20 protein-coding genes and 1 other annotated feature are annotated in these 25,486 nt (G+C 30.4%); of the genes, 18 read left to right on the top strand and 2 right to left on the bottom strand.

Features of this window, described 5'->3' with window-relative positions:
• Positions 1-28 precede the first annotated feature (28 nt).
• Positions 29-274 carry a glutaredoxin family protein gene (locus HPRAE_RS06490; protein WP_014553428.1) on the bottom strand — a complete coding sequence of 82 codons (246 nt, stop codon included), beginning with the start codon at positions 272-274 and terminating at the stop codon, positions 29-31.
• A gap of 179 nt (positions 275-453) precedes the next feature.
• Between HPRAE_RS06490 and HPRAE_RS06485 the strand changes: the two genes are divergently transcribed.
• The 15 genes from HPRAE_RS06485 (at position 454) to tkt (ending at position 21,545) form a co-directional block, all read left to right on the top strand.
• Positions 454-1,149, top strand: a complete 696-nt coding sequence (locus tag HPRAE_RS06485) for an HD-GYP domain-containing protein (protein ID WP_014553427.1) — start codon at positions 454-456, stop codon at positions 1,147-1,149.
• Positions 1,150-1,264: 115 nt separating this feature from the next.
• Positions 1,265-2,320, top strand: coding sequence for a peptidoglycan DD-metalloendopeptidase family protein (locus HPRAE_RS06480; protein WP_014553426.1), 1,056 nt, complete (start codon positions 1,265-1,267; stop codon positions 2,318-2,320).
• A 160-nt stretch (positions 2,321-2,480) separates the two neighbouring features.
• Positions 2,481-4,628: a heavy metal translocating P-type ATPase gene (locus tag HPRAE_RS06475; RefSeq protein ID WP_014553425.1), complete on the top strand. Its 2,148-nt coding sequence runs from the start codon at positions 2,481-2,483 to the stop codon at positions 4,626-4,628.
• Between the two features lie 53 nt (positions 4,629-4,681).
• Positions 4,682-5,062: an ArsR/SmtB family transcription factor gene (locus HPRAE_RS06470; protein WP_014553424.1), complete on the top strand. Its 381-nt coding sequence runs from the start codon at positions 4,682-4,684 to the stop codon at positions 5,060-5,062.
• Positions 5,063-5,091: 29 nt separating this feature from the next.
• Positions 5,092-6,471, top strand: a complete 1,380-nt coding sequence (locus HPRAE_RS06465; protein ID WP_014553423.1) for a M16 family metallopeptidase — start codon at positions 5,092-5,094, stop codon at positions 6,469-6,471.
• Positions 6,471-7,937, top strand: a complete 1,467-nt coding sequence (locus HPRAE_RS06460; RefSeq protein ID WP_014553422.1) for a M16 family metallopeptidase — start codon at positions 6,471-6,473, stop codon at positions 7,935-7,937. The genes HPRAE_RS06465 and HPRAE_RS06460 overlap by 1 nt, the downstream gene beginning before the upstream one ends.
• A gap of 101 nt (positions 7,938-8,038) precedes the next feature.
• Positions 8,039-8,287, top strand: a binding site (T-box leader).
• A gap of 100 nt (positions 8,288-8,387) precedes the next feature.
• Positions 8,388-11,042, top strand: coding sequence for a valine--tRNA ligase (locus tag HPRAE_RS06455; protein WP_014553421.1), 2,655 nt, complete (start codon positions 8,388-8,390; stop codon positions 11,040-11,042).
• 149 nt (positions 11,043-11,191) lie between these two features.
• A complete protein-coding gene (locus tag HPRAE_RS06450) occupies positions 11,192-11,797 on the top strand; it encodes a P-loop NTPase family protein (RefSeq protein WP_014553420.1) in 606 nt (201 codons plus the stop codon).
• Positions 11,798-11,936: 139 nt separating this feature from the next.
• Positions 11,937-12,926, top strand: coding sequence for a beta-ketoacyl-ACP synthase III (locus HPRAE_RS06445; protein ID WP_014553419.1), 990 nt, complete (start codon positions 11,937-11,939; stop codon positions 12,924-12,926).
• A gap of 58 nt (positions 12,927-12,984) precedes the next feature.
• Entirely contained in the window at positions 12,985-13,914 is a 930-nt protein-coding gene (fabD, locus tag HPRAE_RS06440; RefSeq protein ID WP_014553418.1) for an ACP S-malonyltransferase, read from the top strand.
• Between the two features lie 54 nt (positions 13,915-13,968).
• Positions 13,969-15,216: a beta-ketoacyl-ACP synthase II gene (gene fabF, locus HPRAE_RS06435; RefSeq protein WP_014553417.1), complete on the top strand. Its 1,248-nt coding sequence runs from the start codon at positions 13,969-13,971 to the stop codon at positions 15,214-15,216.
• A 134-nt stretch (positions 15,217-15,350) separates the two neighbouring features.
• Positions 15,351-16,178 carry an Asp23/Gls24 family envelope stress response protein gene (locus HPRAE_RS06430; protein ID WP_014553416.1) on the top strand — a complete coding sequence of 276 codons (828 nt, stop codon included), beginning with the start codon at positions 15,351-15,353 and terminating at the stop codon, positions 16,176-16,178.
• A gap of 5 nt (positions 16,179-16,183) precedes the next feature.
• Positions 16,184-18,517 (top strand): glycoside hydrolase family 65 protein, encoded by a 2,334-nt coding sequence (locus tag HPRAE_RS06425; RefSeq protein ID WP_014553415.1) that lies wholly within the window; start codon positions 16,184-16,186, stop codon positions 18,515-18,517.
• Between the two features lie 22 nt (positions 18,518-18,539).
• Positions 18,540-19,439 carry a DMT family transporter gene (locus HPRAE_RS06420; protein WP_014553414.1) on the top strand — a complete coding sequence of 300 codons (900 nt, stop codon included), beginning with the start codon at positions 18,540-18,542 and terminating at the stop codon, positions 19,437-19,439.
• Positions 19,440-19,580: 141 nt separating this feature from the next.
• Positions 19,581-21,545, top strand: coding sequence for a transketolase (gene tkt / locus HPRAE_RS06415; protein ID WP_014553413.1), 1,965 nt, complete (start codon positions 19,581-19,583; stop codon positions 21,543-21,545).
• A gap of 106 nt (positions 21,546-21,651) precedes the next feature.
• Here tkt and HPRAE_RS06410 read toward each other — a convergent pair whose 3' ends face one another.
• On the bottom strand, positions 21,652-22,077 hold the full coding sequence (locus HPRAE_RS06410) for a divergent PAP2 family protein (RefSeq protein ID WP_014553412.1): 426 nt from the start codon (positions 22,075-22,077) through the stop codon (positions 21,652-21,654).
• A 129-nt stretch (positions 22,078-22,206) separates the two neighbouring features.
• On the opposite strand from HPRAE_RS06410, the gene HPRAE_RS06405 reads away from it, so the two are divergent.
• The 3 genes from HPRAE_RS06405 (at position 22,207) to rsxC (ending at position 25,480) form a co-directional block, all read left to right on the top strand.
• A complete protein-coding gene (locus tag HPRAE_RS06405) occupies positions 22,207-23,532 on the top strand; it encodes a bifunctional folylpolyglutamate synthase/dihydrofolate synthase (protein WP_014553411.1) in 1,326 nt (441 codons plus the stop codon).
• Entirely contained in the window at positions 23,525-24,040 is a 516-nt protein-coding gene (locus HPRAE_RS06400) for an SPOR domain-containing protein (protein ID WP_014553410.1), read from the top strand. The genes HPRAE_RS06405 and HPRAE_RS06400 overlap by 8 nt, the downstream gene beginning before the upstream one ends.
• A gap of 114 nt (positions 24,041-24,154) precedes the next feature.
• Complete coding sequence (rsxC, locus tag HPRAE_RS06395) at positions 24,155-25,480, top strand: electron transport complex subunit RsxC (RefSeq protein WP_014553409.1); 1,326 nt, start codon at positions 24,155-24,157, stop codon at positions 25,478-25,480.
• Positions 25,481-25,486: the final 6 nt, after the last annotated feature.

Genomic DNA, 25,486 nt, shown 5'->3' with positions numbered 1-25,486 from the left:
CTTTAATTAAAATCAAATTGTATTATAACTAATTTTCAAGTAAATTGTTTTGAAGCCAATTAATAATATCATTTGATTCATATAAAGGCTCATCATCAATTAAAAGACAAGGAACCTGGCTTTTACCGCCAACTTCAATTAATTTGTCTTTTGCAGCTTTATCTTTTCTAATATTTTTTAATTCAATATTTTCTAATTCATTTTCTTCAATAAAATCTAAGACTCTTCTGCAATAAGGACAGCTTGGAAAATAATATAAACTTAAATCAGACATCTTATCATCCTTTCTTAAAGTATATTATTTCTTTATCTTAATAAATAGTTTCTATTTAAATTATAAGATTCCTTTATCTAATTTAAATTATTTTAAATATAAAAATTACATTTATGTAAAAATATGGTATAATAAATTTAGTTAAATAAAATTATTCATATTTTAAGAAAGGAGAAAAAATGGAAAATATTTATATTCAAGCTTTAAATCAAATAATTAGCAATCAAAAAACTGAATTAAGAGAAACTCCTTTTAAAATGATTAAATTTAATTCAAATATTAAAATTATGCTTGAACTAATTGAAAAGATGACTAAAGCAGAGCAAAAGATTAGTGCTTTAATTAAATTACTTGGCTTATATGATTATTATACAAAAATACATGCTCAAAATGTTGCTCATTTAAGCAAAAAGATTGCAATAAATTTAAATTTAACTCAGATTGAAATAAAAAATTCTTATTTGGCTGGACTTTTGCATGATATTGGTAAAACAATGATTCCACTTAAAATATTAAATAAAAAGAAAGCTTTAACTGAAGCTGAATTTTTACTAATTAAAAAACATTCTATTTGGGGATATCAAATTTTAAAAGAAATTTCAGATTTAAAAGAAATTGCAAACTATGTGCTTTATCACCATGAAAAATGGAATGGAGAGGGTTATCCCAAAGGTTTAAAAACTAAAGAAATACCTTTAATTGCTCAAATTGTTGCTTTAGCAGATGCTTGGGATGCAATGTGTTCTGATAGACCTTATAAAAAAGCTATGCCTCAAACTAAGGCTTTAGTTCAAATTAAAGCAAATATGGGACAACAATTTTCGCCTCAAATAGTTAAAATATTTTTAGATAACCTAAAAATAGCAAATAATTAGTTAATTATTTAACAATTTCTTTAAATAGTTAATAAATTCTGTTATAATAGTAAAGTAGTTAACAATTTATTGTAAAGAAAAATAATTTACTAATTTTAAAAAGGTGGAGACTAAATTGAGGAGAAGAGAGCGCTTAACTGGTTTTTTTATTATTTTTATTTTACTTGTTTTTTCTGCTTATAGTAATTCTATGAATATTGGTGGCAGATCTAAAAGTATTGACACTAATTTTTTGAAAATTGAAGAAAATAGTGAAAATGGAGTTAAGTTAGAACAAAATATGTCTCCAGAGTTAAATTCAAAGCTCAAAATTAAATCTGAAAAAGAATTAACTGAGAGAAAAAACGATAAAACTGAATTAAAGCCAAAAGAAGCTGTTTCAGTTTTCCCTACTGATCAACCACAAGAAAAAAAGGGTAATGACAAGCTAAAAGTTTTTGGAGAAAGAAAAACTCAAACTATGATGAAACAAATAAAAGTTCATCAAGTTAAAAAAGGGGAAACACTTTGGGATATTGCCCATCAACATGATCTAAATATTGATACTTTAATTGGTGCTAATAATATTAGTAATATGAATAGTATTAAACCAGGTCAAGAATTTAAAATTTTGCCTGTTAAAGGTATTATCTATCGAGTTTCTCCAGGTGAAAGTTTAAGTAGTATTAGTCGTAAATTTAATTTAGAAAAAGAAAAAGTAATGGAAGATAATAATATTGAAGATCCTACAAAATTAAAAATAGATCAAAAATTAATTTTAAGAGGTGCTAAACCAGAATTTAGCTATCAAGATCGACTTGATCAGAAATTTATGTATCCAATTGATAGTCGGATTACTTCTTATTATGGTAAACGCTGGGGCAGAATGCATGAAGGTCTAGATTTTGCAGCTCCTATGGGGAGTCCAATTAGAGCAGTTAGTTCTGGAAGAGTTGTTTATAGTGGTTGGGCCACTGGTTATGGTTATGTAGTTATTATTGAACATCAAAAAGGTTTAAGAACACTTTATGCTCATAATTCAAAACTTTTGGTTAAAACTGGAGAATCAGTTGCTAAAGGAGAAGTTATTTCACGTTCAGGGAATACAGGTAATTCTACTGGACCTCATTTACATTTAGAAGTCCAGGTTAATGGACGTCCTGAAAATCCTTTAAATTATATAAATAAGTAAATAAATATAGAAAAGATTAAGATCCCTATTATTAATTTAGTAGGGATCTTTTGATTTTAAATTTAAATTTGACACTAGTCAAAATCTAATTTATAATTAGTATAACAAACATTTGAATAATTGTTCATATATAATAAATAAAAATTGAGGTGGAAAAAAAATGAAAAGTACTTTAGAAAAAAATAATCAAAAAAAAGAAAGGAAATTTGAACTTGAAGGTTTAAACTGTTCTAATTGTGCTTTAAAAATTGAAAAAGAAGTTAAAAATTTAGAAGGAATGGAAAATGTAGAGCTTAACTTTGCAACATCAACTCTTAAAGTTGCAGCAGAAGAAAAGAGATTAGAAAAAATAAAAACTGAATTACAGCAGATTTCAGACCGAATAGAACCAGGAGTTAAAGTTAAAGAAGAAAATGAAAATCAAGCTAAAGCTAAAACAAGATCATCACTTAAAGAATATCTATGGCAAAAGAAAAATATTTTTATAGGTGCTTTATTTTTTAGTTTAGCTTTGAGTTTAGAACATTTAAGTCTAGCTTCAGAATTAAAAGACTTTGCTTTGCCAGCCTATATAGCAGCTTACTTATTAATTGGTTATCCAGTGCTTAAAACTGCTATTTTAAATATTGGTCGAGGCCAGATTTTTGATGAAAACTTTTTAATGGTAATTGCTACTATGGGTGCTTTTGCCATCAAAGAATATCCAGAAGCAGTTGCAGTAATGCTTTTTTATATGGTAGGTGAGTTATTCCAAGAAAGAGCAGTTAATAATTCACGGCGTTCAATTAAAGATTTAATGGATATCCAAGCTGAATATGCAAATTTAGTTAAAGGAGAAGAAATTATTATTGTGGAGCCTCAAGAATTAAAAGTTGGGGATGAAATTGCAGTTAAAGCTGGTGAAAAAATACCTGTAGATGGGGAAATTATTAATGGGGAAAGTGCCTTAGAAACTTCTGCTTTGACTGGAGAATCAAAGCCAAAAGATGTAAAAAAAGGTGATCAAGTTTTAAGTGGGATGATTAATTTAAATAAATTAATCACTGTTAAAGTTACTAAAGAATATAAAGATTCAGCTGTAAAAAAAATATTAGACTTAGTTGAAAATGCTAGTGCCCAAAAAGCTCCTACTGAAAAATTCATTAGTAAATTTGCTTCATATTATACTCCAGTTGTAGTTTTAATAGCAGCTTTAGTGGCTATTTTACCACCCTTATTTTTTGGAGCCTCTTTTAGTCAATGGTTTTATAGATCTCTTATCTTTTTAGTAGTTTCCTGTCCTTGTGCTTTAGTAGTTTCTATTCCTCTTGGTTTTTTTGGTGGTATTGGTTTAGCATCTAAACATGGTATTTTAGTTAAAGGTGGAAATTATTTAGAAGCTTTAAACCAATTAGATGCTATTGTTTTTGATAAAACTGGAACTCTAACTGAAGGTAAATTTAAGTTGAGAGAAGTGAAAATTTATAGTGATCATAGTCGAGAACAAATCCTAAAAATTGCAGCAGAAGTAGAACAATTTTCTAATCATCCAATAGCAAAATCAATTATTGAAGCAGCTGGAGATTATAAACAGCATTCGACAAAAAGTAATTATCAAGAAATTTCTGGGGCAGGAATTAAGGCGGTTTTAGCAGGCTCAGAAATTTTAGCAGGAAATGAAAGACTTATGCAGAAAAATAATATTAGTTACCAAAAATCTAATTCTGCAGGAACTGAAATTTATTTAGCTAAAAATGGTAAGTTTTTAGCCTCTATTATAATTTCTGATCAATTAAAAGAAGATTCTAGAGCTGCAATTTCTGATTTAAAAAAATTAGGAATTAAGAGCTTATCAATGTTAACTGGAGATAATAAAGAAACTGCTAAAAAAGTAGCTTCAAAGTTAAATTTAGATGATTTTTATGCTGAATTACTGCCTGATCAAAAGGTAGAAAAAGTAGAAGAGTTATTGACTAAATTTAAAAAATTAGCCTTTGTTGGTGATGGAATTAATGATGCACCTGTACTTGCTCGTTCAGATTTAGGGATAGCAATGGGGGGCTTAGGTTCAGATGCTGCAATTGAAGCTGCAGATGTAGTTTTAATGACTGATGAACCTTCTAAAATAGTGACAGCTTTAAAAATAGCAGCTAAAACTAAAAAATTAGTTTGGCAAAATATTGTTTTGGCACTTTCTATTAAAGCAGTAGTTATGATTTTAAGTATTTTTGGTCTTGCTTCAATGTGGGCTGCTGTTTTTGCAGATGTAGGAGTTGCTTTAATGGCTGTTTTTAATGTAATGCGGATTTTAAGAAGCGAAAATATTTAAATAAAAAAGTATTAAATTTAATTTAACAGATTCAAAAACTGGGGAGGTTTATAATGATAGCAGAGCTTAAAAAGAATTCAATTTGTGATATTTGTGAGGTTTTTAATCCAGATAATCAAGTTGTAAAAATGATGAAAGAAAAGACTTTAAGTGATCAAGTAGTTTATGATTTAGCAGAATTATTTAAAACAATGGGTGATCCAACAAGAATTAAAATTCTTTATGCTTTAAAAGAAAGAGAACTTTGTGTTTGTGATCTTTCAGAGCTTTTAGATATGAGTTCTTCCGCTATTTCACATCAACTTAGAGTTTTAAGAAATAACAAATTAGTAAAATATAGAAAAGAAGGGAGGTCAGTTTATTATTCTTTAGATGATGACCATATAATGTGTCTTTTTGGTCAAGGATTAGAACATGTACTTGAAGATCGTTAATTAAAAAATTATAAAGGGGGAAAATCAAGTTGAAAAAAATAAAAAATATGATTTTAATTAAAAAAGAAAATTTATTATTAACAGCTATTATACTTTTAAGTTTCTTTCTATTTTTAAGCCCAGCAATTAAAGCTGAAAAAATAGAATTAGTTAAGCCAGATTATCAGAGTTTTAAATTAGATAATGGTTTAGAATTTATGGTTTTTCCAGATCATTCACTGCCTCTAATTAGATATTCAATTTATTACAATGTAGGTTCAATTGATGAAGCGAAAACTAATACAGGTATTTCTCATTTTTTAGAACATTTAATGTTTTTAGGAACTAAAAATTTGCCAGAAGCTAATATTGATGATTTAATTTCTTCAGTTGGAGGTCAGCTTAATGCTGCTACTTCTTATGATTATACCTATTATTACCATGAAGTGCCTTCTTCAATGTTGGAATTAGTTATGGCTTTAGAGTCAGATAGAATGAATAACCTTAAATTTGATCCTAAAGAAATCAATAGAGAAAGAGAAGTAATTAAACAAGAAAGAAGAATGAGGACTGAAAATAATATCTTTGCTAAAGGTTTTGAAGAAATTAGAGCAGAAATCTTTAAAGATACATATTTAGAACACAGTGTGATTGGTTGGATGGATGATTTAAATAATATTTCAGTTTCAGATCTTAAAAATCACTACCAACGTTACTATTCTCCTAATAATGCTCTTGTTGTTGTGAGTGGAGATGTTAAAATGGAACAAGTAAAAAAATTCGCTAAAGAGTATTATTCTGATTATCAGCCTGCAGCTATAAAAGCTAAAGATTTAGAATTAAAACTAGATCAAAATAAAAATAGGCATCAAGTTTATTTAGATACAAATATGCCTTATGCACTCCAACTTTATCAAATTCCAGCAGCAGATAATTTAGAAATTACTGCAATTGAAATTTTTCTAGATATTTTAGCAAATAATCAAAGCTCTCGTTTACAGCAAAAACTAAAAAGAGAAAAGGGATTAATTCTTGCTAGCGGTGGTTTTAGTTATCCACTAAGAAGTGATTCATTTGCCTTAGTTTATTTTATTCCTAGAAATGAAAACTTAGTTAAAAAAGCTCAAACTGCTTTTGACCAACAAATGCAAAAAATATTGAATCAAGGAATAACAGAAGCAGAATTTAAATTAGTCAAAAAACAATACCAAAAATCTTTAATCTTTTCTCAAAAAGACATTAACTCGGCTGCTTCTACTTATGCTTTAAATAAGCTTCGTTTTGATCAGTCAGATTTACTGGCAGCAAAAATTGATTATATAAACAATTTAAATAAAGATGAGCTTATTAGAATCGCTAAAAAATATTTTTCTAAATCAAAACAAAAAACTGGCTATATTCTTCCTCAAAATAAAGGTGGTGCTCAATAGTGAAAAAATTAAATGAAATTATAATTTATACTTTACTTATAGTTTTTGCTACAACTATAAGTATTTTTGCTAGTCCACAAAATTTCAGTACTCAATTTTTTGAAGAATTAGCTAAAACAGTTAATGAAAAACCTGAAATTGAGATTCCAGCTTATGAAACTTTAGAATTAGCTAATGGAATGAAATTTTATTTAGCTCAAGATAAAAGTTTACCTCTTATAGAAATTAGAGGTTATATTAATGGTGGAAAAATAAATGAAAACCGTGATCAAGCTGGAATTACAGCTTTGATGACTGAAATTATGCTCCTAGAAACACAAAATTATAGTGAAAAAGAACTTTCATTTTTTAAAGAAGCAAATGCTTTATCATTAGATTTGGCTGCTGGTTTTGACAGGATTTCAATTAATGCTAATGCTTTGAGTTCTGAAAGCAAGGAGCTTATTTCTTTATTAGCAGAAGTTTTAGAAAAACCTAAATTTAAAGGAAAGCATTTTAAGAGAACTGTTAAGGAATACCAACAATTATATCAACAGCGTTTTCACAATGATTCTGCTCTTTTAAATATGTATTTTTATAAAAATATATATGGAGAGCATCCTTATGCTTATAATTATAATTATAATTTAATTTTAGATTTTTTAAGTAGAGTTCAAGCTACAGACCTTGCTGATTTTTATAATCAGATTGTTAAACCAGAATCTACTATAATTGTAATTAATGGTGATTTTAATCTAAGAGAAGTTAAAAAACAGCTTAAAATTGAATTTGCTAATTGGGAAAAGCAAAATAAAAATCAGAAGTTAAATAAAGAGCTGGTTAATGTAAGGCCTGAGATTCATAATAAAATAATTTTAGTAAATAAAGAAGATTCCACTCAAGCTAAGCTGAAAATGGGTTATAATTTTTATACTACAAATTATGCAAAAAAAATACCTTTTATGCTGGGTAATAAAATATTTGGTGGTGGTTCTTTTAATAGTCGTTTAATGGAAAATTTACGTAGTGATAAAGGTTATGTTTATGGGATAAATGCTCAGACTAGATATCATGATTATGGAGGAGCTTATACTATTAATTTAAGTCTTAATCCAGCTAAAACTCTATTGGGAATGGAAGCAGTAAAAAATGAATTAGAAAAAATTAAAAAAGGCAAAGATCCCTTTACTCAAAAAGAACTTTTTGAAAACATAAATTTATACAATGCTACTTTTCCTAAAGCTTATAAAGAACAAATTGATATTTTAGACCAACTCGTTTATCAAAAAGAATTTTATAATAAAACTGATAATTATTTAAATAATTATATAGAGCAATATAATGGACTTCAAGTTAAAGAAGTAAAAAAAATATTTAGAGAAAATATTTATCCTGAAATATTATTTACAGTTATTGTGGGACCTAAAGCTGAGATTTTACCCCAATTTGAAGCTGCTGGTTTAGAAGTTGAAGTAATTGATAATTAGTCGAAGTTAATAAATTAAAACTTAAAATAAGTATTAGAAATTTAAAGTTTGGCTCTTGACAGAAGGCCAGCCAATAAGATACTATAATAATAGCTAAATATTTAAAAACTGAGAAGAGAAGTAGTAATTTCTGCTAAGCTGAAAGAGAACAGAATCCAAAGGCTGTAAGATTCTGGCAGTTAAAAGAAATGAAGTCATCTCTGAGTTTTACTGACTAAGCTTAAATTTAATTTTTTTAATAATTTTTGTTAATCAGTAACGGCACAAAAGTCGTTAAAAAATGAGAGCTTTCTGTCTCAACAGGAAGAACTAAGGTGGTACCGCGATTTTAATGCTCTTTCGTCCTTAATTGGATGGGGGAGCTTTTTTTATTTTGTGGAAAAAGAGTTATTTAAAACTAGAAATAAATTTTAAAATTATTTAATTAATAATTAGTGGAGGAGATTTAAAATGAAGAATTTAGAAAAAACTTATAATCCAGCTAAAAGTGAAGATAAATGGTATAATTATTGGCTGGAAAATAATTATTTTGCACCAAGAGAAGAGAGTGAAACTGAAAAGGGGACTTTTAGTATTGTAATGCCTCCCCCAAATATTACTGGTCAGTTACATATGGGACATGCCTTAGATAATACTTTACAGGATATTTTAACCCGCTGGAAAAGAATGCAGGGTTATAGGTCTTTATGGTTGCCTGGTACTGATCATGCAAGTATTGCAACAGAAGTTAAGGTTGTGAATAAGTTAAGAGAAGAAGGAATAGCAAAAGAAGATATTACAAGAGAAGAATTTTTAGAAAAAGCCTGGGAATGGAAAGAAGAATATGGTACTAGAATTACTAATCAGTTAAAGAAAATGGGCTCTTCTTGTGACTGGTCAAGAGAAAGATTTACTTTAGATCAAGGCTGTTCAGATGCAGTTGAAGAAGTATTTATTAAATTATATGAAGAAGGTTTAATCTACCAGGGAGATTATATTGTTAACTGGTGTCCTAGCTGTCATACAACTTTAAGTGATATTGAAGTTGAACACCAAGAAAGTGAAGGCAAATTTTATCATTATAAATATCCTTATAAAGATCGAGAAGGTCAGATTACTATTGCTACTACTAGGCCAGAAACTATGCTCGGAGATACTGCAATTGCAGTTCATCCTTCTGATGAGCGCTATCAAGATTTAGTAGGAGAAAAAGTAATTGTTCCTTTAGTTAATCGTGAAATTGAAATTATAGCTGATGAATATGTTGATAGTGATTTTGGAACTGGAATGGTTAAGGTTACACCAGCTCATGATCCTAATGATTTTGAAATTGGCCGCCGTAATGACTTAGAAATTGTAACTGTAATTGATGAAGATGCTAAGATGACAGAAGCAGCAGGAGAGGCTTATGCTGGTTTAGACCGCTATCAAGCAAGAAAAAAGGTAATTAAAGATCTTGAAAAAGAAGGATTGCTTGTTAAAATTGAAGATCATCAGCATAATGTAGGTGAATGTTACCGCTGTGATACTGTAATTGAACCTTTAATTTCAAAACAGTGGTTTGTTAAGATGCAGCCTTTGGCAGAACCAGCGATTGCAGCTGTAGAAGAAAGTGATATTAATTTTGTACCTGACCGTTTTTCTAAAGTTTATATGAATTGGATGAATAATATTCGTGATTGGTGTATTTCCAGACAACTTTGGTGGGGCCATCGGATTCCAGTTTATTACTGTAATGACTGTGATGAGGTAATGGTAAGTAAAACAGAGCCTGAAACTTGTTCAAACTGCGGTAGCAGCAATTTGCGTCAGGATGAGGATGTTTTAGATACCTGGTTTTCATCTGCACTCTGGCCCTTTTCTACTTTAGGTTGGCCAGAAGAAACAGCTGATTTAGAGAGTTTTTATCCAACAGATGTCTTAGTAACTGGTCGTGATATAATTTTCTTCTGGGTAGCTCGGATGATTTTTATGGGGCTTAAATTCCAGGATCAAAAACCATTTTCTGATATCTATATCCACGGTTTAATCCGTGATGCTCAAGGTAGAAAGATGAGTAAATCTTTAGGTAATGGAATTGATCCTTTAGATATTATTGATCAATTCGGAACAGATGCTTTGCGTTTTACTTTAATTACAGGCAATACTCCAGGTAATGATATGCGCTTTAGAGAAGAAAGATTAGAGGCTAGCCGTAATTTTGCTAATAAAATTTGGAATGCTTCTCGTTTTGTACTGATGAATTTGGAAGATTTTGAGCTAGCTTCTGTTCAAAAAGAAGATTTAAAACCAACTCTAGCTGATAATTGGATGCAGAGTCGTTTAAATACTGTAGCTGGTGAAATTGATAAAACTTTAGCAAGATATGATTTTGGCGAAATGGCCAGTTCCTTATATGACTTTATTTGGAATGAATTTTGTGATTGGTATATAGAACTTTTAAAAGCTAGATTATATCAAGATCAAGACCCGAAAGCAAAACTAACTGCTCAGTATTATGCTTTAAATACACTTGAAAGTTTGCTCAGATTATTACACCCTGTAATGCCTTTTATTACAGAAGAGATTTGGCAGAAACTACCGGGAACTGAAGGAACTATTATGAGAGCTAAATATCCTCAGCAAAAAGAAAATTGCTTAAATAGTAAGGCTGAAGAAAAAATGGAATTAATTATGAATGTAATTAAAGCAGTAAGAAATATTAGAAATGAAATGAAAGTAAATCCTGGGCGCAGAATTAAAGCTCTCTTAACTGCTCCAGAGTCTAAAATTGAAATTTTAAAAGAAGGTAGAGAGTATATAGAAAATTTAGCTAGAATTAAAGATTTAACAATTGGAGGCGATGAACTGGAAAGACCTGATAAGGTTTCTACCTCTATTGTTAAAGAAGTAGAAGTTATTTTGCCCTTAGCTGGGATGATCGACCTTGATAAAGAGATTGAAAGAATGAAAAAAGAAATAAAAGAAATGGAATTTGAGATTAAAAGAGCTCAAGGAAAACTAAATAATGAGGGTTTTGTTAATAATGCTCCAGCAGATTTAGTTGAAGGAGAAAAGCAAAAGCTTAAAGAATATCAAGAAAAGAAAGAAAAATTAATTGAACGTCAAAAAGAATTAGCAAAATAAAATGAATACTTAACTAATATAGGTAGCAATTGCAAAAATAGCTTGCATAGCTACCTATATTTGTATTTAAATTTGATTTTTGGCTAATTATCCCTTAATATTTTATTGTAAGTATTGATCTAGTTAAATAAAATTCTAGGAGGAATAATATGGAAATGATAGGAGTCAGTGCTTCTGCTACTAAAGCAGGTAAAACAACCTTGATTTCTTTAATGTTAGCAGATAGTTGTCCTAAAACAGCAGTAATTAAAACATCAGTTAATAATGAACTTGAACAATATAAAGTTATTAATGATCCCAAAATAATTAATAAAGAAGGCACTGATACAGCTAGAGTTGTTGAGCATGGTGCAGATAAGGTTATATTATTAGAAAGCCCTGCAGCAGAATTACCTAGTGCTTATCAATTAGCTAGAAATCTTCTTGATGATGATATAGAAAGACTTTTTATCGAAGGTAATACAATAATTAATTTTTTAAACCCAGATTTGCTTTTTTATTTAGAAAAAAAAGATGAAAAAGAAAAAGAATCAGCTAAAATGGTAAAAAATAGGGCTAATATAAAAATAAATACTAATGCCTTACTTTCTGCAGGTAAAATTAAAAATCTGCCCTTTATAATTCAACCAGAAAAAATGACTTGTTACCAAGCTCATTTACTAGCTGAATTATTAAAAAAATCAGTTTCTGAAATCGGAAAAATTGTCAAGGAACAAGATGTAGAAATAGTTAAATGTAAATTAGGTATTTTTTAAATAAACTATTCTCTAATTCATCAATTTAATAATTAATTAAAATAGTTTTATTTTATAAAGCTATTTTTTTTAATCAACTTGACTAAGAGTCGAAAAAGTGATATAAATTTAGATAGACAAACTAAGGAAGGTGACTATTTTGAGTAGAGCAACAATTATTGGTCTGGGCAAATATCTGCCAGATAAAGTAGTAACTAATCATGACTTAGAAAAAAAGGTAGATACAAGTGATGAATGGATAAAAACAAGAACTGGAATTGAAAAAAGAAGAATAGCTGCAGCAGATCAGGCAGCATCTGATTTGGGAATCAAAGCAGCTGAGGCAGCTTTAGAAGATGCAGAAATTAAGGCTGAAGATTTAGAGCTAATTATTGTAGCGACAGCAACTCCAGATATGATGTTTCCTGCTACTGCATGTATTATTCAAAATAAAATTGGTGCAAAAAATGCAGCAGCTTTTGACTTAGAGGCAGGGTGTTCAGGCTTTGTTTATGGGGTTAGTGTTGCAGCTAATTTTATAGAATCAGGAACATATAAAAATATTTTAGTAATTGGGGCTGAAGTACTTTCTAAAATCATGGATTGGGAAGATCGAAGTACTTGTGTCTTATTTGGTGATGGAGCAGGAGCAGCAGTTTTCTCAGCAACAGATGAGGGTGGTATTTTAGCGACTGATTTAGGAGCAGATGGTTCAGGAGCAGATGCTCTTTATCAAACTGCAGGAGGATCTCGTAAGCCAGCTTCTGAGCAAACAGTAGCTAATCGAGAACATTATCTTAAGATGGAAGGTACTCCAGTCTTTAAATTTGCAGTTAAAACAATGGGTAAAGCTTCACTTAAAGTGTTAAAAAAAGCAGGTATTAAAAAAGAAGATGTAGATTTATTAGTTCCCCACCAAGCAAATACTAGAATTATAGCAGCTGCTGCTAAGCGATTAAAATTAAAAGATGAACAAGTTTATGTCAACTTACCAGAATACGGTAATACTTCAGCAGCCTCTGTGCCCATAGCTTTAACAGAAGCTAAAGAAAAAGGCTTGTTAAAAAAAGGTGATAAAATTGTTTTAGTTGCTTTCGGAGCTGGTTTAACTTGGGCTTCAGCAGTTTTAGAATGGAATAACTTAAAATAAAATACTAAATGAAATTTAAGTGAAAATATAAAATTAATAATTAATTGGAGGCTTTATAATGACTAATGATTTAGTTTTTTTATTTTCTGGTCAGGGTTCACAGTATGTTGGCATGGGAAAAGAATTATATCAAAATTTTGAAGAAGCAAAAAATATTTTAGATAAAGCAGATCAAATATTAGATTTTGATTTAAAGGAAATGATTTTTGCAGGACCAGAGGCGAAATTAAATAATACTAAAAACACCCAACCTGCAATTTATACTGTTAGTGCAATGGTTAAAGCTGTTCTGAAAGCAAAAGGGCTTCAGGCAGCAGCAGTAGCAGGCCATAGTTTAGGTGAGTATTCAGCTCTTTATGCAGCTGGAGTGCTTAGTTTTGAAGCAGGTTTAAAATTAGTAAGACTTCGGGGCCAATTAATGGACCAAGCAGATCCTGAAAATAATGGGACAATGGCAGCTGTAATTGGTTTAGAGGCAAAAAAAGTAGAAAAAGTATTAAGAGAAATTGAAGGGATTATTACAGTAGCTAATTATAATTCTCCGACTCAAGTTGTGATTTCAGGTGAAGTTGCAGCAGTCAAAAAAGCTCAAGCGTTGTTAACTGAAAAAGGAGCCAAAAGAGTAATTAATCTTTCAGTTAGTGGAGCTTTTCATTCTCCTTTAATGGAACCAGCTAAAGAAGAATTAAAAAAAGCTATTGAAGAAGTAGAATTTAAAGATGCCCAAATCCCTTTGATTGCAAATGTTGAAGCTGATTATGTAAAAGAAAGTAGTGAAATTAAATCTGCTTTGATTAAACAATTAGATAATAGTGTGCGCTGGTTAGAGACTATAGAAAAATTTAAAACAGATGGCTATAAAAATTATATTGAAGTAGGGCCAGGTAGAGTTTTAAAAGGACTAATGCGCAGAATTGATCGCTCACTTAAGGCTTATAATGTTGAAGATCAAAAAAGTTTAGAAAAAACTTTAAAAAAATTAAAATAAACAATTGAAACTAAAAATAATTGACAAAGATTATTTTAGGAGGAGATTAATTTAATGGATAAAGATAAAAGAGTAGTAATTACAGGTGCAGGGATTGTTCATGCTTTAGGCACAGAATTAAATGAATTCTGGGAAAATATAAAAGCAGGTAAATCTGGAGTTTCTAAAATCGAAAAATTTGATCCTCAAGACTTTCCAAGTCAAATTGGAGCAGAATTAAAAGATTTTAATCCAGCAGCATACATAGATCGTAAAGAAGCTAAACGTTTAGCCCTTTACAGTCAATATGGTATTGTAGCTGCTATGAAAGCTTTAGAGAATGCAGATTTAAAAATAACTGATGAAATTGCAGACCGCACCGGAGTAATTGTAGGTTCAGGTATTGGAGGCATAGAAGTTTTTGAAGAACAGGTTGGAAAATTAAATAAGCGAGGTCCTCGTAGAGTCAGTCCTTTCTTTATTCCAATGATGATTTCAAATATGGCTGCAGGTAATGTGGCTATTTATTCTGGAGCAAAAGGGCCAAATATGAATACAGTCACAGCTTGTGCTTCAGGAACAACAGCAATTGGAGAAGCTTTTGAAACAATCAAAAGAGGAGCAGCAGATATTATGATTGCTGGAGGTACAGAAGCTTCAATTACTCCATCAGCCGTTGCTGGCTTTGGGAATATGAAAGCTTTATCTACTAGAAATGAGGAACCAGAAAAAGCTAGTAGACCATTTGATAAAGATAGAGATGGTTTTGTAATTGGAGAAGGTGCTGGAATTTTAATTTTAGAAACATTAGAAAGTGCTCAAAAGCGTGGCGCTAATATTATTGCAGAACTTGTTGGCTATGGTGCTTCAGGTGATGCTTATCATATTACTTCACCAGCTCCAGCCGGAGAAGGTGCAGTAAGAGCAATGCAGGCTGCAATTGAGAGAGCAGGAATGAAGCCAGAAGCAATCAATTATATTAATGCTCATGGGACTTCAACTCCTTTAAATGATAAATATGAATCAACAGCAATTAAAAATTTATTTGGTGAACATGCTTTTAAACTAAAAGTTTCTTCTTCTAAATCCATGACTGGTCATTTACTAGGTGCTGCTGGTGGAGTTGAGGCAATTATTTCTGCTTTAGCAGTTAAAGAAGATATTGTTCCACCAACTATTAACTTTAAAGAAGGTAGTGAAGAATGTGATCTTGATTATCAACCAGCTCAAGCTGGAAAAGCAAAATTAAATGCTGCTTTGAGTAATTCTTTTGGTTTTGGTGGTCAAAATGCTTGTTTAGTTATAAAAAAATATCAAAAATAAAAGAGAAAGATTTTACTACCAGCTGACTTAAAATGCAGCTGGTAGTATTAATTTAATTGAAATTAGTGCCTAAAAAATATATAATTTATTTAGGTCAGCATTATATTTTTTAGAAAAGAGGTAATTTAAAAACTATGAAAGTATTTTCTCTGGTTGGAGCAAGTGGAACGGGTAAAAGTCATCGAGCAGTTTTACTAGCTAATAAATATCAAATTCCATTAATTATAGATGATGGTCTTTTAATCTATGACGGCAAAATTATGGCTGGTAGCTCAGCTAAAAGAGAAATAAGTAAAATGGCAGCAATTAGAAGAGCACTTTTTTATGATCAAAAACAGACAGAAGCAGTTAAAAGTTGTCTCAAAAAAATTAAAGCTGATAAGATATTAATTTTAGGAACTTCACTTGGTATGGTCGAAAGAATAGAGGAGCGCTTAGAACTGGGAGGTATTGACCAGTATATAAATATAGAAGATATATCTTCTGCTCAAGAAATAGAAAAAGCTCTTTCAGTTCGCAATAATGAAGGAAAACATGTAATTCCAGTTCCCACAATTGAGGTTGAAAAAGATTTTTCAGGTTATTTACTCCATTCTTTAGAATTATTTTTTAAAAAAGATAATAAGACTTTTAGGCATGAAAAAAGTATAGTTCGACCTAAATTTAGTTTTTATGGAAATTTAAGTATTAGTAACCGGGTATTAGTAGATTTAATTGAAAATTCACTTAATAATTATCAAGGAATTAGTTCTTTTAAAAAAATAAAAGTAGAAGAAATAGATAGTCATTTATTTGTTAATCTGAGCTTAGAAATAGTCTATGGTCCAAATTTAATTAAATTTGCTAATAAATTCAAAGCAGTTTTAAGAGAATACTTAGAAAATAATACTGGTATTAAGGTTGAGAAAATCAACTTAGAAATTTATTCTCTTAAACTTAGTAGTCAAGAATTTGGGAGGTAAAATAATTGAGAGCTTATCACGCTAAAAAAATGAATAAAGAAGCAAATTATCTTTATCAGGCTTGGAAAATTACAGAAAATGAATTTTTAGTTGACTCTAATCATCAAAATGAAGCTATTTTTAGTTTGGGAAATGGATATATGGGATTAAGAGGAACTTTAGAAGAAGATTATCCAGGTAGTGAAGAAACTACTACTCCTGGCTTTTATATTAATGGTGTTTATGCTGCAGAAGAAATTATTTATGGAGAAAAAGCTCCTAATTTGCCTCAAAAAGGACAAACAATAGTCAATTTGGCAGATTGGAGTGAAATTAACTTATATATCAATGAAGAAAAGTTTAATTTACTTAAAGGAAAAATTTTAGACTATCAAAGAGAACTTAATTTAAAAAAAGGTATTCTAAATAGAGAAATAATTTGGGAAGATAGACAGGGTAGAAAACTTAAGATTAAAATATCCCGTTTAATTTCTTTAAGTAGAGAACATATAGGTGCAATTAGATATCAGGTTAAACCACTTAATTTTTCTGGAAAACTTAGTATTAATTCTGCAGTAAATGGAGATGTTAGTAATCACCATCATTTACGAGAGAAAAAACCTTTAAAAGTTTTGGCAACTAAAGTTGAGACTAAGACAGGTTATCTTTTACATCAGCTAAAAACTACTAAGTTTAAAATTGCTTATGTAGTTGAACACTTAATGGATGAGCAAACAAAAGCTCGCTCTGAAATAAAAAAAAGAGCTTCTAATAATCGAGTTGATTGGATTTTTGAGATCAAGGCTGCTGAAGGTCAATTATATACAATTGATAAAATTGTAGGTGTTAACCATTGTCAAAAAAAGGCCAAAAATCCTTTAAGTGCTGCTAGAGCTTCAGTTGCTAGAGCCTCAATCAATGGTTTTGAAAATTTAGTTGCAGAACAGACCAAATTTATGTCAGGTTACTGGCAGGATGTAGATGTTAAAATTAATGGTGATGATTCTTTACAACAGGCTTTTAGATTTAATGCCTTTCATATTTTACAGGCGACTGGTAAAGATGGCCAGACTAGTGTTGCAGCTAAAGGAATTAGTGGGGAGCATTATGAGGGTCATTATTTTTGGGATACTGAAAGTTATGTTTTACCATTTTATGCTTTTCAGAGACCAGAAGTAGCCCGCAATTTACTTTTATTTAGATATAATACTTTAGATCAAGCTAGGAAAAATGCAGATCGAATGAAATTAGATGGAGCTTTATTTCCCTGGAGGACAATTAATGGCCAAGAAGCCTCTGGTTTTTTTATGGGCTCAACTGTACAATATCATATTAATGCAGATATTGCTTATGCGGTTAATCTATATTATCAGGTGAGTAGAGATCAGGACTTTATGGAAAATTATGGGTTGGAAATTTTAATTGAAACAGCCAGAATGTGGATCAGTTTAGGCAGCTATATCCCGATGCGAGATAATCAATTTTGTTTTAATGTAGTTTGTGGGCCAGATGAATATAAACCAGGGGTAAATAACAATGCTTATACTAATTATATGGCTAAATTTAATTTAGATACAGCAGTTAAAATGGCTCAGCTAATTAAAGCAAAAGCTCCCGAAAAATATGAGAGTTTGATTAAAAGTATTAATTTTAGTGAAAACGAGTTAAAAAATATGAAAGAGATAAAAGAAGATATTTATTTGCCTTATAGTAAAGAACTTGAAATAACACCACAAGATGATTCTTTTTTATATAAAGATCCAATTGAGATTGATAGTATTTCAGAAGCAGAATTGCCACTAGTTAAAAATTGGCATCCTCTTATAATTTGGCGTTATCAAGTTATTAAACAAGCTGATGTTATTTTGTTGATGCTTCAGCTCGGCAATAAGTTTAGTCGTGAACTAAAAATTAGAAACTATGATTATTATGAGCCAAAAACCACCCATGATTCTTCTCTTTCACCAGCAATTTATAGTATAATTGCTGCAGAAATTGGTTATAAAAATCAAGCTTATAATTATTTTATGCAGACAGCAAGGCTTGATCTTGATGATTATAATGAAAATGCTTATCAAGGGGTTCATACTGCTTGTATGGGGGGGACTTGGCTGGCCCTTGTTCAGGGTTTTGCTGGAATGAGAATGTTTAATAATAAATTATATTTTCACCCTCATTTACCTGATAAATGGGATAGTTATCAATTTAGAATTTATTTTAAAGGGAGTCAATTAGAAGTAACTGTCAGCCAAGATAAAGTTAAATATTTGTTGATTTCTGGTCAAAAAATAGAATTTAAACATTATGATCAAATTGTTATTTTAGAAAAAAATAATTTAAGTCAAGAATTAAAAATTTAAATTAATAAAGCGGGGATATTGAATGGATTCTAAGAAAAAAATATACATTTTATTAACAATCGGCCTTTTCTTTTTATCACTTGCAGGAATTTTAATTAAATTAGCAGAGGCCCCACCTTTAATTACTGCCTTTTATCGGATGCTTTTTTCTGTTTTGATTTTAACACCATTCTTTTTGTTAAAATATAGAAGCAAAATAAGGTATTTTTTAGATTACCGACCTGTGGTGGTCGGTTTTCTGTTGGCAATTCATTTTATTTTATGGATTTCTTCAATTCAATATACTGATATTTCTAATTCAGTTATTTTTGTAGCTTTGCAACCTTTATTTACAATAATTTTGGAATATTTCTTTGCCCGAGAAGATTTACAAAAAGGTGCTGTAATTGGAATTATAATGGCTGTTTTAGGTAGTGTAATAATTAGTATTGGTGATTTTTATCAATTAGGTGATAAATTATTTGGTAACTTTTTAGCCCTTTCTGCAGCCTTTTTTGCAGCAGCTTATTTATTTATCGGGAGAGGAGTTAGAAAAAAACTTGATTATTTCCCATATCTCTATATTTTATATAGTTATGCAACAGTCTTTTTAGGTATTGGAGCTTATTTATTTAAAATTCCTTTTACTGGGTATGGAGTTAAAAACTATTTTATTTTTCTAGCTTTAGCTCTCGGGCCAACTTTAGTTGGTCATTCAATTTTAAATTATTCTGTTCGTTTTTTATCGACTTCTGTAGTTTCTTTATTTGTTTTAGGAGAACCAATAATTACTACTACTTTAGCCTGGCTTTTACTAAAAGAAGAAGTGATGTTAACTACAATTTTAGGAGGAGTCTTTATTTTAGGAGGAATTTATTTAGCCTCTGTTTATAACTATCATCAGCAGCAAAAAGATAAAAAACTGCAAGGCGTTAAAAATTAGTCTAAATTGCAATTTAGTTATTGATTTAATTTAAATTATATTTACCAGCTTAAATTATTTCTTCTCTGGCTGGACATTTTAATAGCAAACATATAAAATAATAATTGAGAAAACTTTATATAATTTTGGGAGGGATCGATTTTGTTAAAAGAAGTTGCAAACACAGTACGAGGTTTATCTGCAGATATTGTAGAAAAGGCTAATTCTGGACATCCCGGAATGCCAATTGGCTGTGCTGATATAGGTGCTCTATTATTTGGAGAAATCATGAATTTAGATGCATCAAAATCAGATTGGCCAGATAGAGATCGTTTTGTACTTTCAGCAGGACATGGATCAGCTTTTTTATATTCTTTTCTTCATTTAAAAGGATATGATTTGTCAATGGAAGATTTAAAAGAATTTAGACAGCTTCATTCTAAAACTCCAGGTCACCCTGAATTTGGGGAAACAGAAGGGGTTGAAACAACAACTGGACCTTTAGGTCAAGGTTTTGCCAATGCAATTGGTATGAGCTTAGCTGAAAAAATGTTAGCTGCAAAATACAATACAGAAGCTCATAGTATTGTAGATCATTATACCTATACTATTATGGGAGATGGCTGTATGATGGAGGGAATCACTTCTGAAGCAGCTTCACTTGCAGGTCATTTAGGGCTTGATAAATTAGTAGCAATTTATGATGATAATAATATCTCTATTGCAGGTAATACTAATTTAGCTTTTACAGAATCAGTAGCTGATAGGTTTAAAGCTTTTGGCTGGCAAGTAATAGAAAACATTGATGGTCATAATATAGAACAATTAAGAGATGCAATTAATCAGGCAAAATCTGATAAAGAAAGACCAACATTAATTATGGCTAAAACACATATTGCTTTAGGAGCGCCCAACAAACAAGATACTAGTGATGCTCATGGAGCTCCTTTAGGTGAAGCAGAAATTAAAGGTTTGAAAAAAGAATTCGGTTTACCTGAAAATGAGAAATTTTATATTTCAACTGAAGTTAAAGAATTTTTCCAAAATCAAGCTCAAAAAATGAAAGAACAACGCTTAGAATGGGAAAAAGAATTTGCTGCTTGGGCTAAAGCAAATCCTGAACTAAAAAAAGATTGGGATCAAGCAATGGCTTTAGAATTACCTGCAAACTTAAAAGAAGAAATTATGAATCTGGAAATAGAAACTCCAATTGCTACCAGAAAATCTGCTGGAGCAGCTTTAACTAAGATTTTTGAATCAGTTCCTTATTTAGTAGGAGGTTCTGCTGATTTAGCACCTTCTAACAAAACTTATAATGGAGAATATGGTGAAGTTCAAAAAGGTAATTATGAGGGACGAAATTTCCGCTTTGGAGTTAGAGAACATGCAATGGGAGCTATTACAAATGGTATTTCCTTACACCAGGGATTACGTCCTTTTGCTTCTACTTTCTTAGTCTTTTCTGATTACATGAGACCTTCAATTAGGTTAGCTGCTTTAATGAAACAGCCAGTAATTTATATTTTCACTCATGATTCTATTTTTGTGGGAGAAGATGGCCCAACTCACCAACCAATAGAACATGTAGAAGCTTTAAGAATTATTCCTGGTTTAAAAGTAATGCGCCCAGGAGATGAAGAAGAAGCTAAAGCAGCTTGGGTTGAAGCTCTAGAAACTAAAGATCAACCAACAGCTCTAATTTTGACTAGACAAAATTTAGAGCATATAGAAAAATATCAAGGACTTAATAACTTTAATAATGGTGGTTATTTTGTTAGTGATCCAAAGGCTGCTGATACTATTATCTTTGCGAGTGGAAGTGAAGTTAATTTAGCAGAGGAAAGTGCAAAATTATTAGCTGAAAAAGGCATTAAAGCTGCTGTTATGTCAGTTCCAGAAAAAAGAAAATTAGAAAATTATATAGCTGAAAATGAATTGCCAGAAGTAAAATTAAGAGTTGCTATAGAAGCTGGAGTGACAAATAGCTGGTATAAATTAGTAGGTAGAGATGGATTAGTAATTGGCCTTGACCGTTTTGGCTTAAGTGGTAAAGGTGCTGAAGTTGGGGAAGAATTAGGATTTAAAGCAGAAAAAGTAGTAGCAAAAATTGAAGCTGCTTTAAAATAATTCAAAACAACTTAAAATTAAAAATCAAGGATTGAGTAAATAAGAAAATCCGTCTAGCTCAGCTTAAATTAGTGATTGCTTAGACGGATTTCTTTTATATTTAAATTTAAAGAAAAAACCAATTAATTAAAGCAATAATTGCTCCTAGCAAAACTCCAGCAAAGACTTCAAAAGGAGTATGACCAATTAATTCTTTTAAATCTTCTTTAATTAATTGTTTATCACTAAAACTTTTACTTTCTAAATGTTTAACCAAATTATTTAAAACATTAGCTTGTTGGCCAACAGCTCTTCTAACACCACTTGCATCATAAGTAACAATTAAGGCAAAAACAGTTACAATTGCAAATAGATCAGAATTAAAACCATATTTTAAACCGACAGTGATTGTTAGAGAAGCAACAAAAGAAGAATGAGAACTAGGCATTCCCCCAGAAGTAAAAAAAGTGTAAAAGTTCATTGGCCGAATAAAAAATATTTTTAAAAATTGAGCAGTAAATAAAGAAAACATAGATACTTCCAGTAATGACATACGATCTCCCCCGAAAATTGGATATATTATTTTGTTCTTTGCTTTAATTTTGTGTATAATAACAATAGTGTTAATTATATTTTACCCTATTATTAGTGGCTAATGCAAATTAAGAATTGGAGGGAAAAAATGGAAGTTTTTGAATATATAAATTCATTTCCGCTTTTTGGAAGCGGTTCTGGTTATAAGCCTGGTCTGCAAAGAATTAAAAAATTACTTAATTATTTAGGCAATCCTCAACAAGATTTAAATATTATTCATTTAGCTGGTACAAATGGTAAAGGATCAACAGCAGCCATCTTAGAAAGAATTTATCGAGAAGCTGGCTATAAAACTGGTCTTTACAGTTCTCCTCATATTTTTCATTTTAATGAGAGAATAAAAATCAATGGAAGAGCTTGTTCTACTTATCAGCTAACTAAAATTGTAAAAGATATAAAAAAAGCTGTAGAAGAAATGGGAAAAGATGGTTTTGAAATTAGTTTTTTTGAATTAGTTACTGCTCTAGCCTTTCAATATTTTAAAGAACAGAATCCAGATTTAGTTATTTTAGAAACAGGTTTAGGAGGAAGGCTTGATGCTACAAACATAGTTGAAGATGTTCTTTTATCAATTATTACAAATATTAGTTTAGAGCATAGTCATTTATTAGGTGATACCCTAACTGAAATAGCTGCTGAAAAAGCAGGTATAATTAAAAAGCAAACTCCGATTATTACTGCTGCTAAGCAAAAATCTGTAATCAAAGTTTTAAAAACTAAAGCTCAGTCTCAAAACTCTAAATTTATTGATTTAGATAAAGAATTTTCTTTAATAGAAAGCAGTGGTAGTTTGACTCAAAACTTGATTAAATTAAGAAGCAAAAAAGCAGAGCCAAAAGAATATCAGCTTTCACTTTTAGGCCAACATCAGGCCCGAAATACAGCTTTAGCTTTAAGATCTATTTCAGAATTAGAGGCTAAATTCCCAGTTGCTGAAAATGAAATAAAAAAGGCTTTAAAAGATATTGTTTGGCCAGGAAGAATGCAAATGATTTCTCAAAAGCCAATAATAATTTTAGATGCGGCTCATAATCCAGCTGCCTTTAAAGAGTTAGTTAATAATATTGATAATTCTAAAAATGAATTTGAAAACTTATTTCTAGTATTTTCGATTTTAGCTGACAAAGATTTAACTGCTATCTTAAAAGAATTTAAAGCAAAAAAACTCAAACCAGAATTTTATTTAGCTGCAAATAAATCATTTAGATCTATTTCTACTAAAAATTTGGCTCAGACAATAGAAGCACATAATTTTAATTTTAAGACTTTTTCAAATTTAGCTAAAGCAAGTAAAACTGTTTTAAAAAAGGCTGGAGTAAATGATTTAATAATTGCAGCTGGTTCTTTTAATACTGTTTTTGAAGCTGGAATTGAATTGAGGTCAAAGAAGATTAGAGGTGAAAAAAATGAATAAAGATGAAAAAGGTTTTTCCTTAATTATTATTGTTGTCTTTATGTCTATAGCTGCTTTATTTATTGGTTATTTAGCAGGTAGCTGGTTAATTTCTTTTTTAGTTGCTGATGATCAAAATTCAGATTTAGCAACTAAAGTTTCTAAAACTGAAAAGGTCAAAGAAAAATCTACTGCAGAAATAAATAATAGTAAAAATAATTTAACAGCTCCAGACCTAGATAAATCTGAAAAGCAAACTAATGCAATCAAAAAAAATAACAGTTCTAAATCTGACTCAAATCAAAGTTCAGAAAGCAAATTTGCAGTTCAAATAGGAGCATTTACTGATTATAATAATGCTGTGCTTTTAAAAGAAGAAATAGAAAAATTAGGATTTAAAGTAAAAATAACAGATTCAAGTCCACATCAGGTTCAAGTTACTAATTATTCTTCTCGTAAAGAAGCAGAATCAGCGGCTAAAGAACTTAAATCAAAAGGATGTGAAGGCTTTATTGTGCATTTAGAATAAAATTTTTTCCAAAATACTGTTGTTCTTATTTAACAATTGGTATATAATAATTATGGTTGCAGCCTAAATTTTCAATTAAAAATCATAAAAAAATCTAAGGGGTGAAATTAAATAGTGAAAGCTTTGACGTTTAAACAGGGAATACATCCTGACTATAATAAAGATTTAACAAAGGATAAACCCTTAAAAAATGCTAAGAGACCTGAGGAAGTAATAATTCCTCTCAAACAACACATAGGTGCTCCTTTAAAGGCACTTGTCAAAAAAGGAGATCACGTTGACTTAGGACAAAAGATAGCAGATGGTGATAGTTTTGTCTCTGCTCCAATTCACGCTTCAGTATCTGGAAAAGTAAAAGAATTTAGAAAGGTTACAGATCCAGGTGGTAATACTGTTGAAGCAGTAGTTATTAAAGCTGATGCAGAAGATACTTTAAATTCTGGTTTGGAAAAACACCAGACTTTAGCTGATCTTAGTCAAGCTGAAATCAGAAAAATAATTAGAGAAGCTGGAATTGTTGGAATGGGTGGAGCAATGTTTCCAACTCATGTTAAAGTAACTATTCCAGAAGATAAAAATGTTGATTATGTAATTTTAAATGGAGCTGAATGTGAACCATATTTAACAGTTGACCATCGAGTTATGGTCGAAAGACCAGAAAGTATTGTTTTTGGTTTAAAAGCACTAATGAAAGCTTCTGGAGCTCCAAAAGCGATTATTGGTATTGAAGATAACAAACCAGAGGCAATAGCTAGTATGGAAGACGCTTGTGAAAGTGAAAATAATATTAAAGTTCAGGCTGTAGAGACCAAGTATCCACAAGGTGGAGAAAAAATGTTAATTGAAGCTTTAATTGGAAGAGAGGTTCCTGCTGGTGGTTTACCACTAGATGTAGGAGTTGTTGTGAATAATACCTCTACTTCAGCTGCTGTTGCAGATGCAATTCGAGATGGAAAACCTTTATATGAAAGATCTATTTCAATTACAGGTCGTGGAATTAATAAACCACAAAATCTAATTTTTAGAGTTGGTACAAATATTGGTGATTTAGTTGAAGAAGCAGGAGGACTAAAAGATAATGCTGCTAAAGTAATTACTGGTGGGCCAATGATGGGAGCTGCCCAAAAGAACTTAAATATTCCTGCAGTTAAAGGTACTTCAGGTATTTTAGTTTTAATTGAATCTGAAGTAGAAGCTTATGAGCCTTCTCCTTGTATTAATTGTGCTAAATGTGTTGATGCTTGTCCCATGTTTTTAATGCCGACTCAATTGGTTAATTATCAAAAAAGTGAGATGGTAGAAGAAATGAATGATTGGCAGATTATGAGCTGTATAGAATGTGGATCTTGTGCTTATGTCTGTCCAGCCAAAATACCTCTTGTTCATTATCTGCGTCTTGGTAAGGCTCAGGTTATGGCTAAAAAAAGAGAAGAAAATTAGGAGGAT

Origin of the sequence: Halanaerobium praevalens DSM 2228, assembly GCF_000165465.1 — a bacterium.
Classification (GTDB): domain Bacteria; phylum Bacillota; class Halanaerobiia; order Halanaerobiales; family Halanaerobiaceae; genus Halanaerobium; species Halanaerobium praevalens.
Note: the sequence above shows the minus strand (reverse complement) of the source record. Positions and strands in the feature narration are given on the sequence as shown.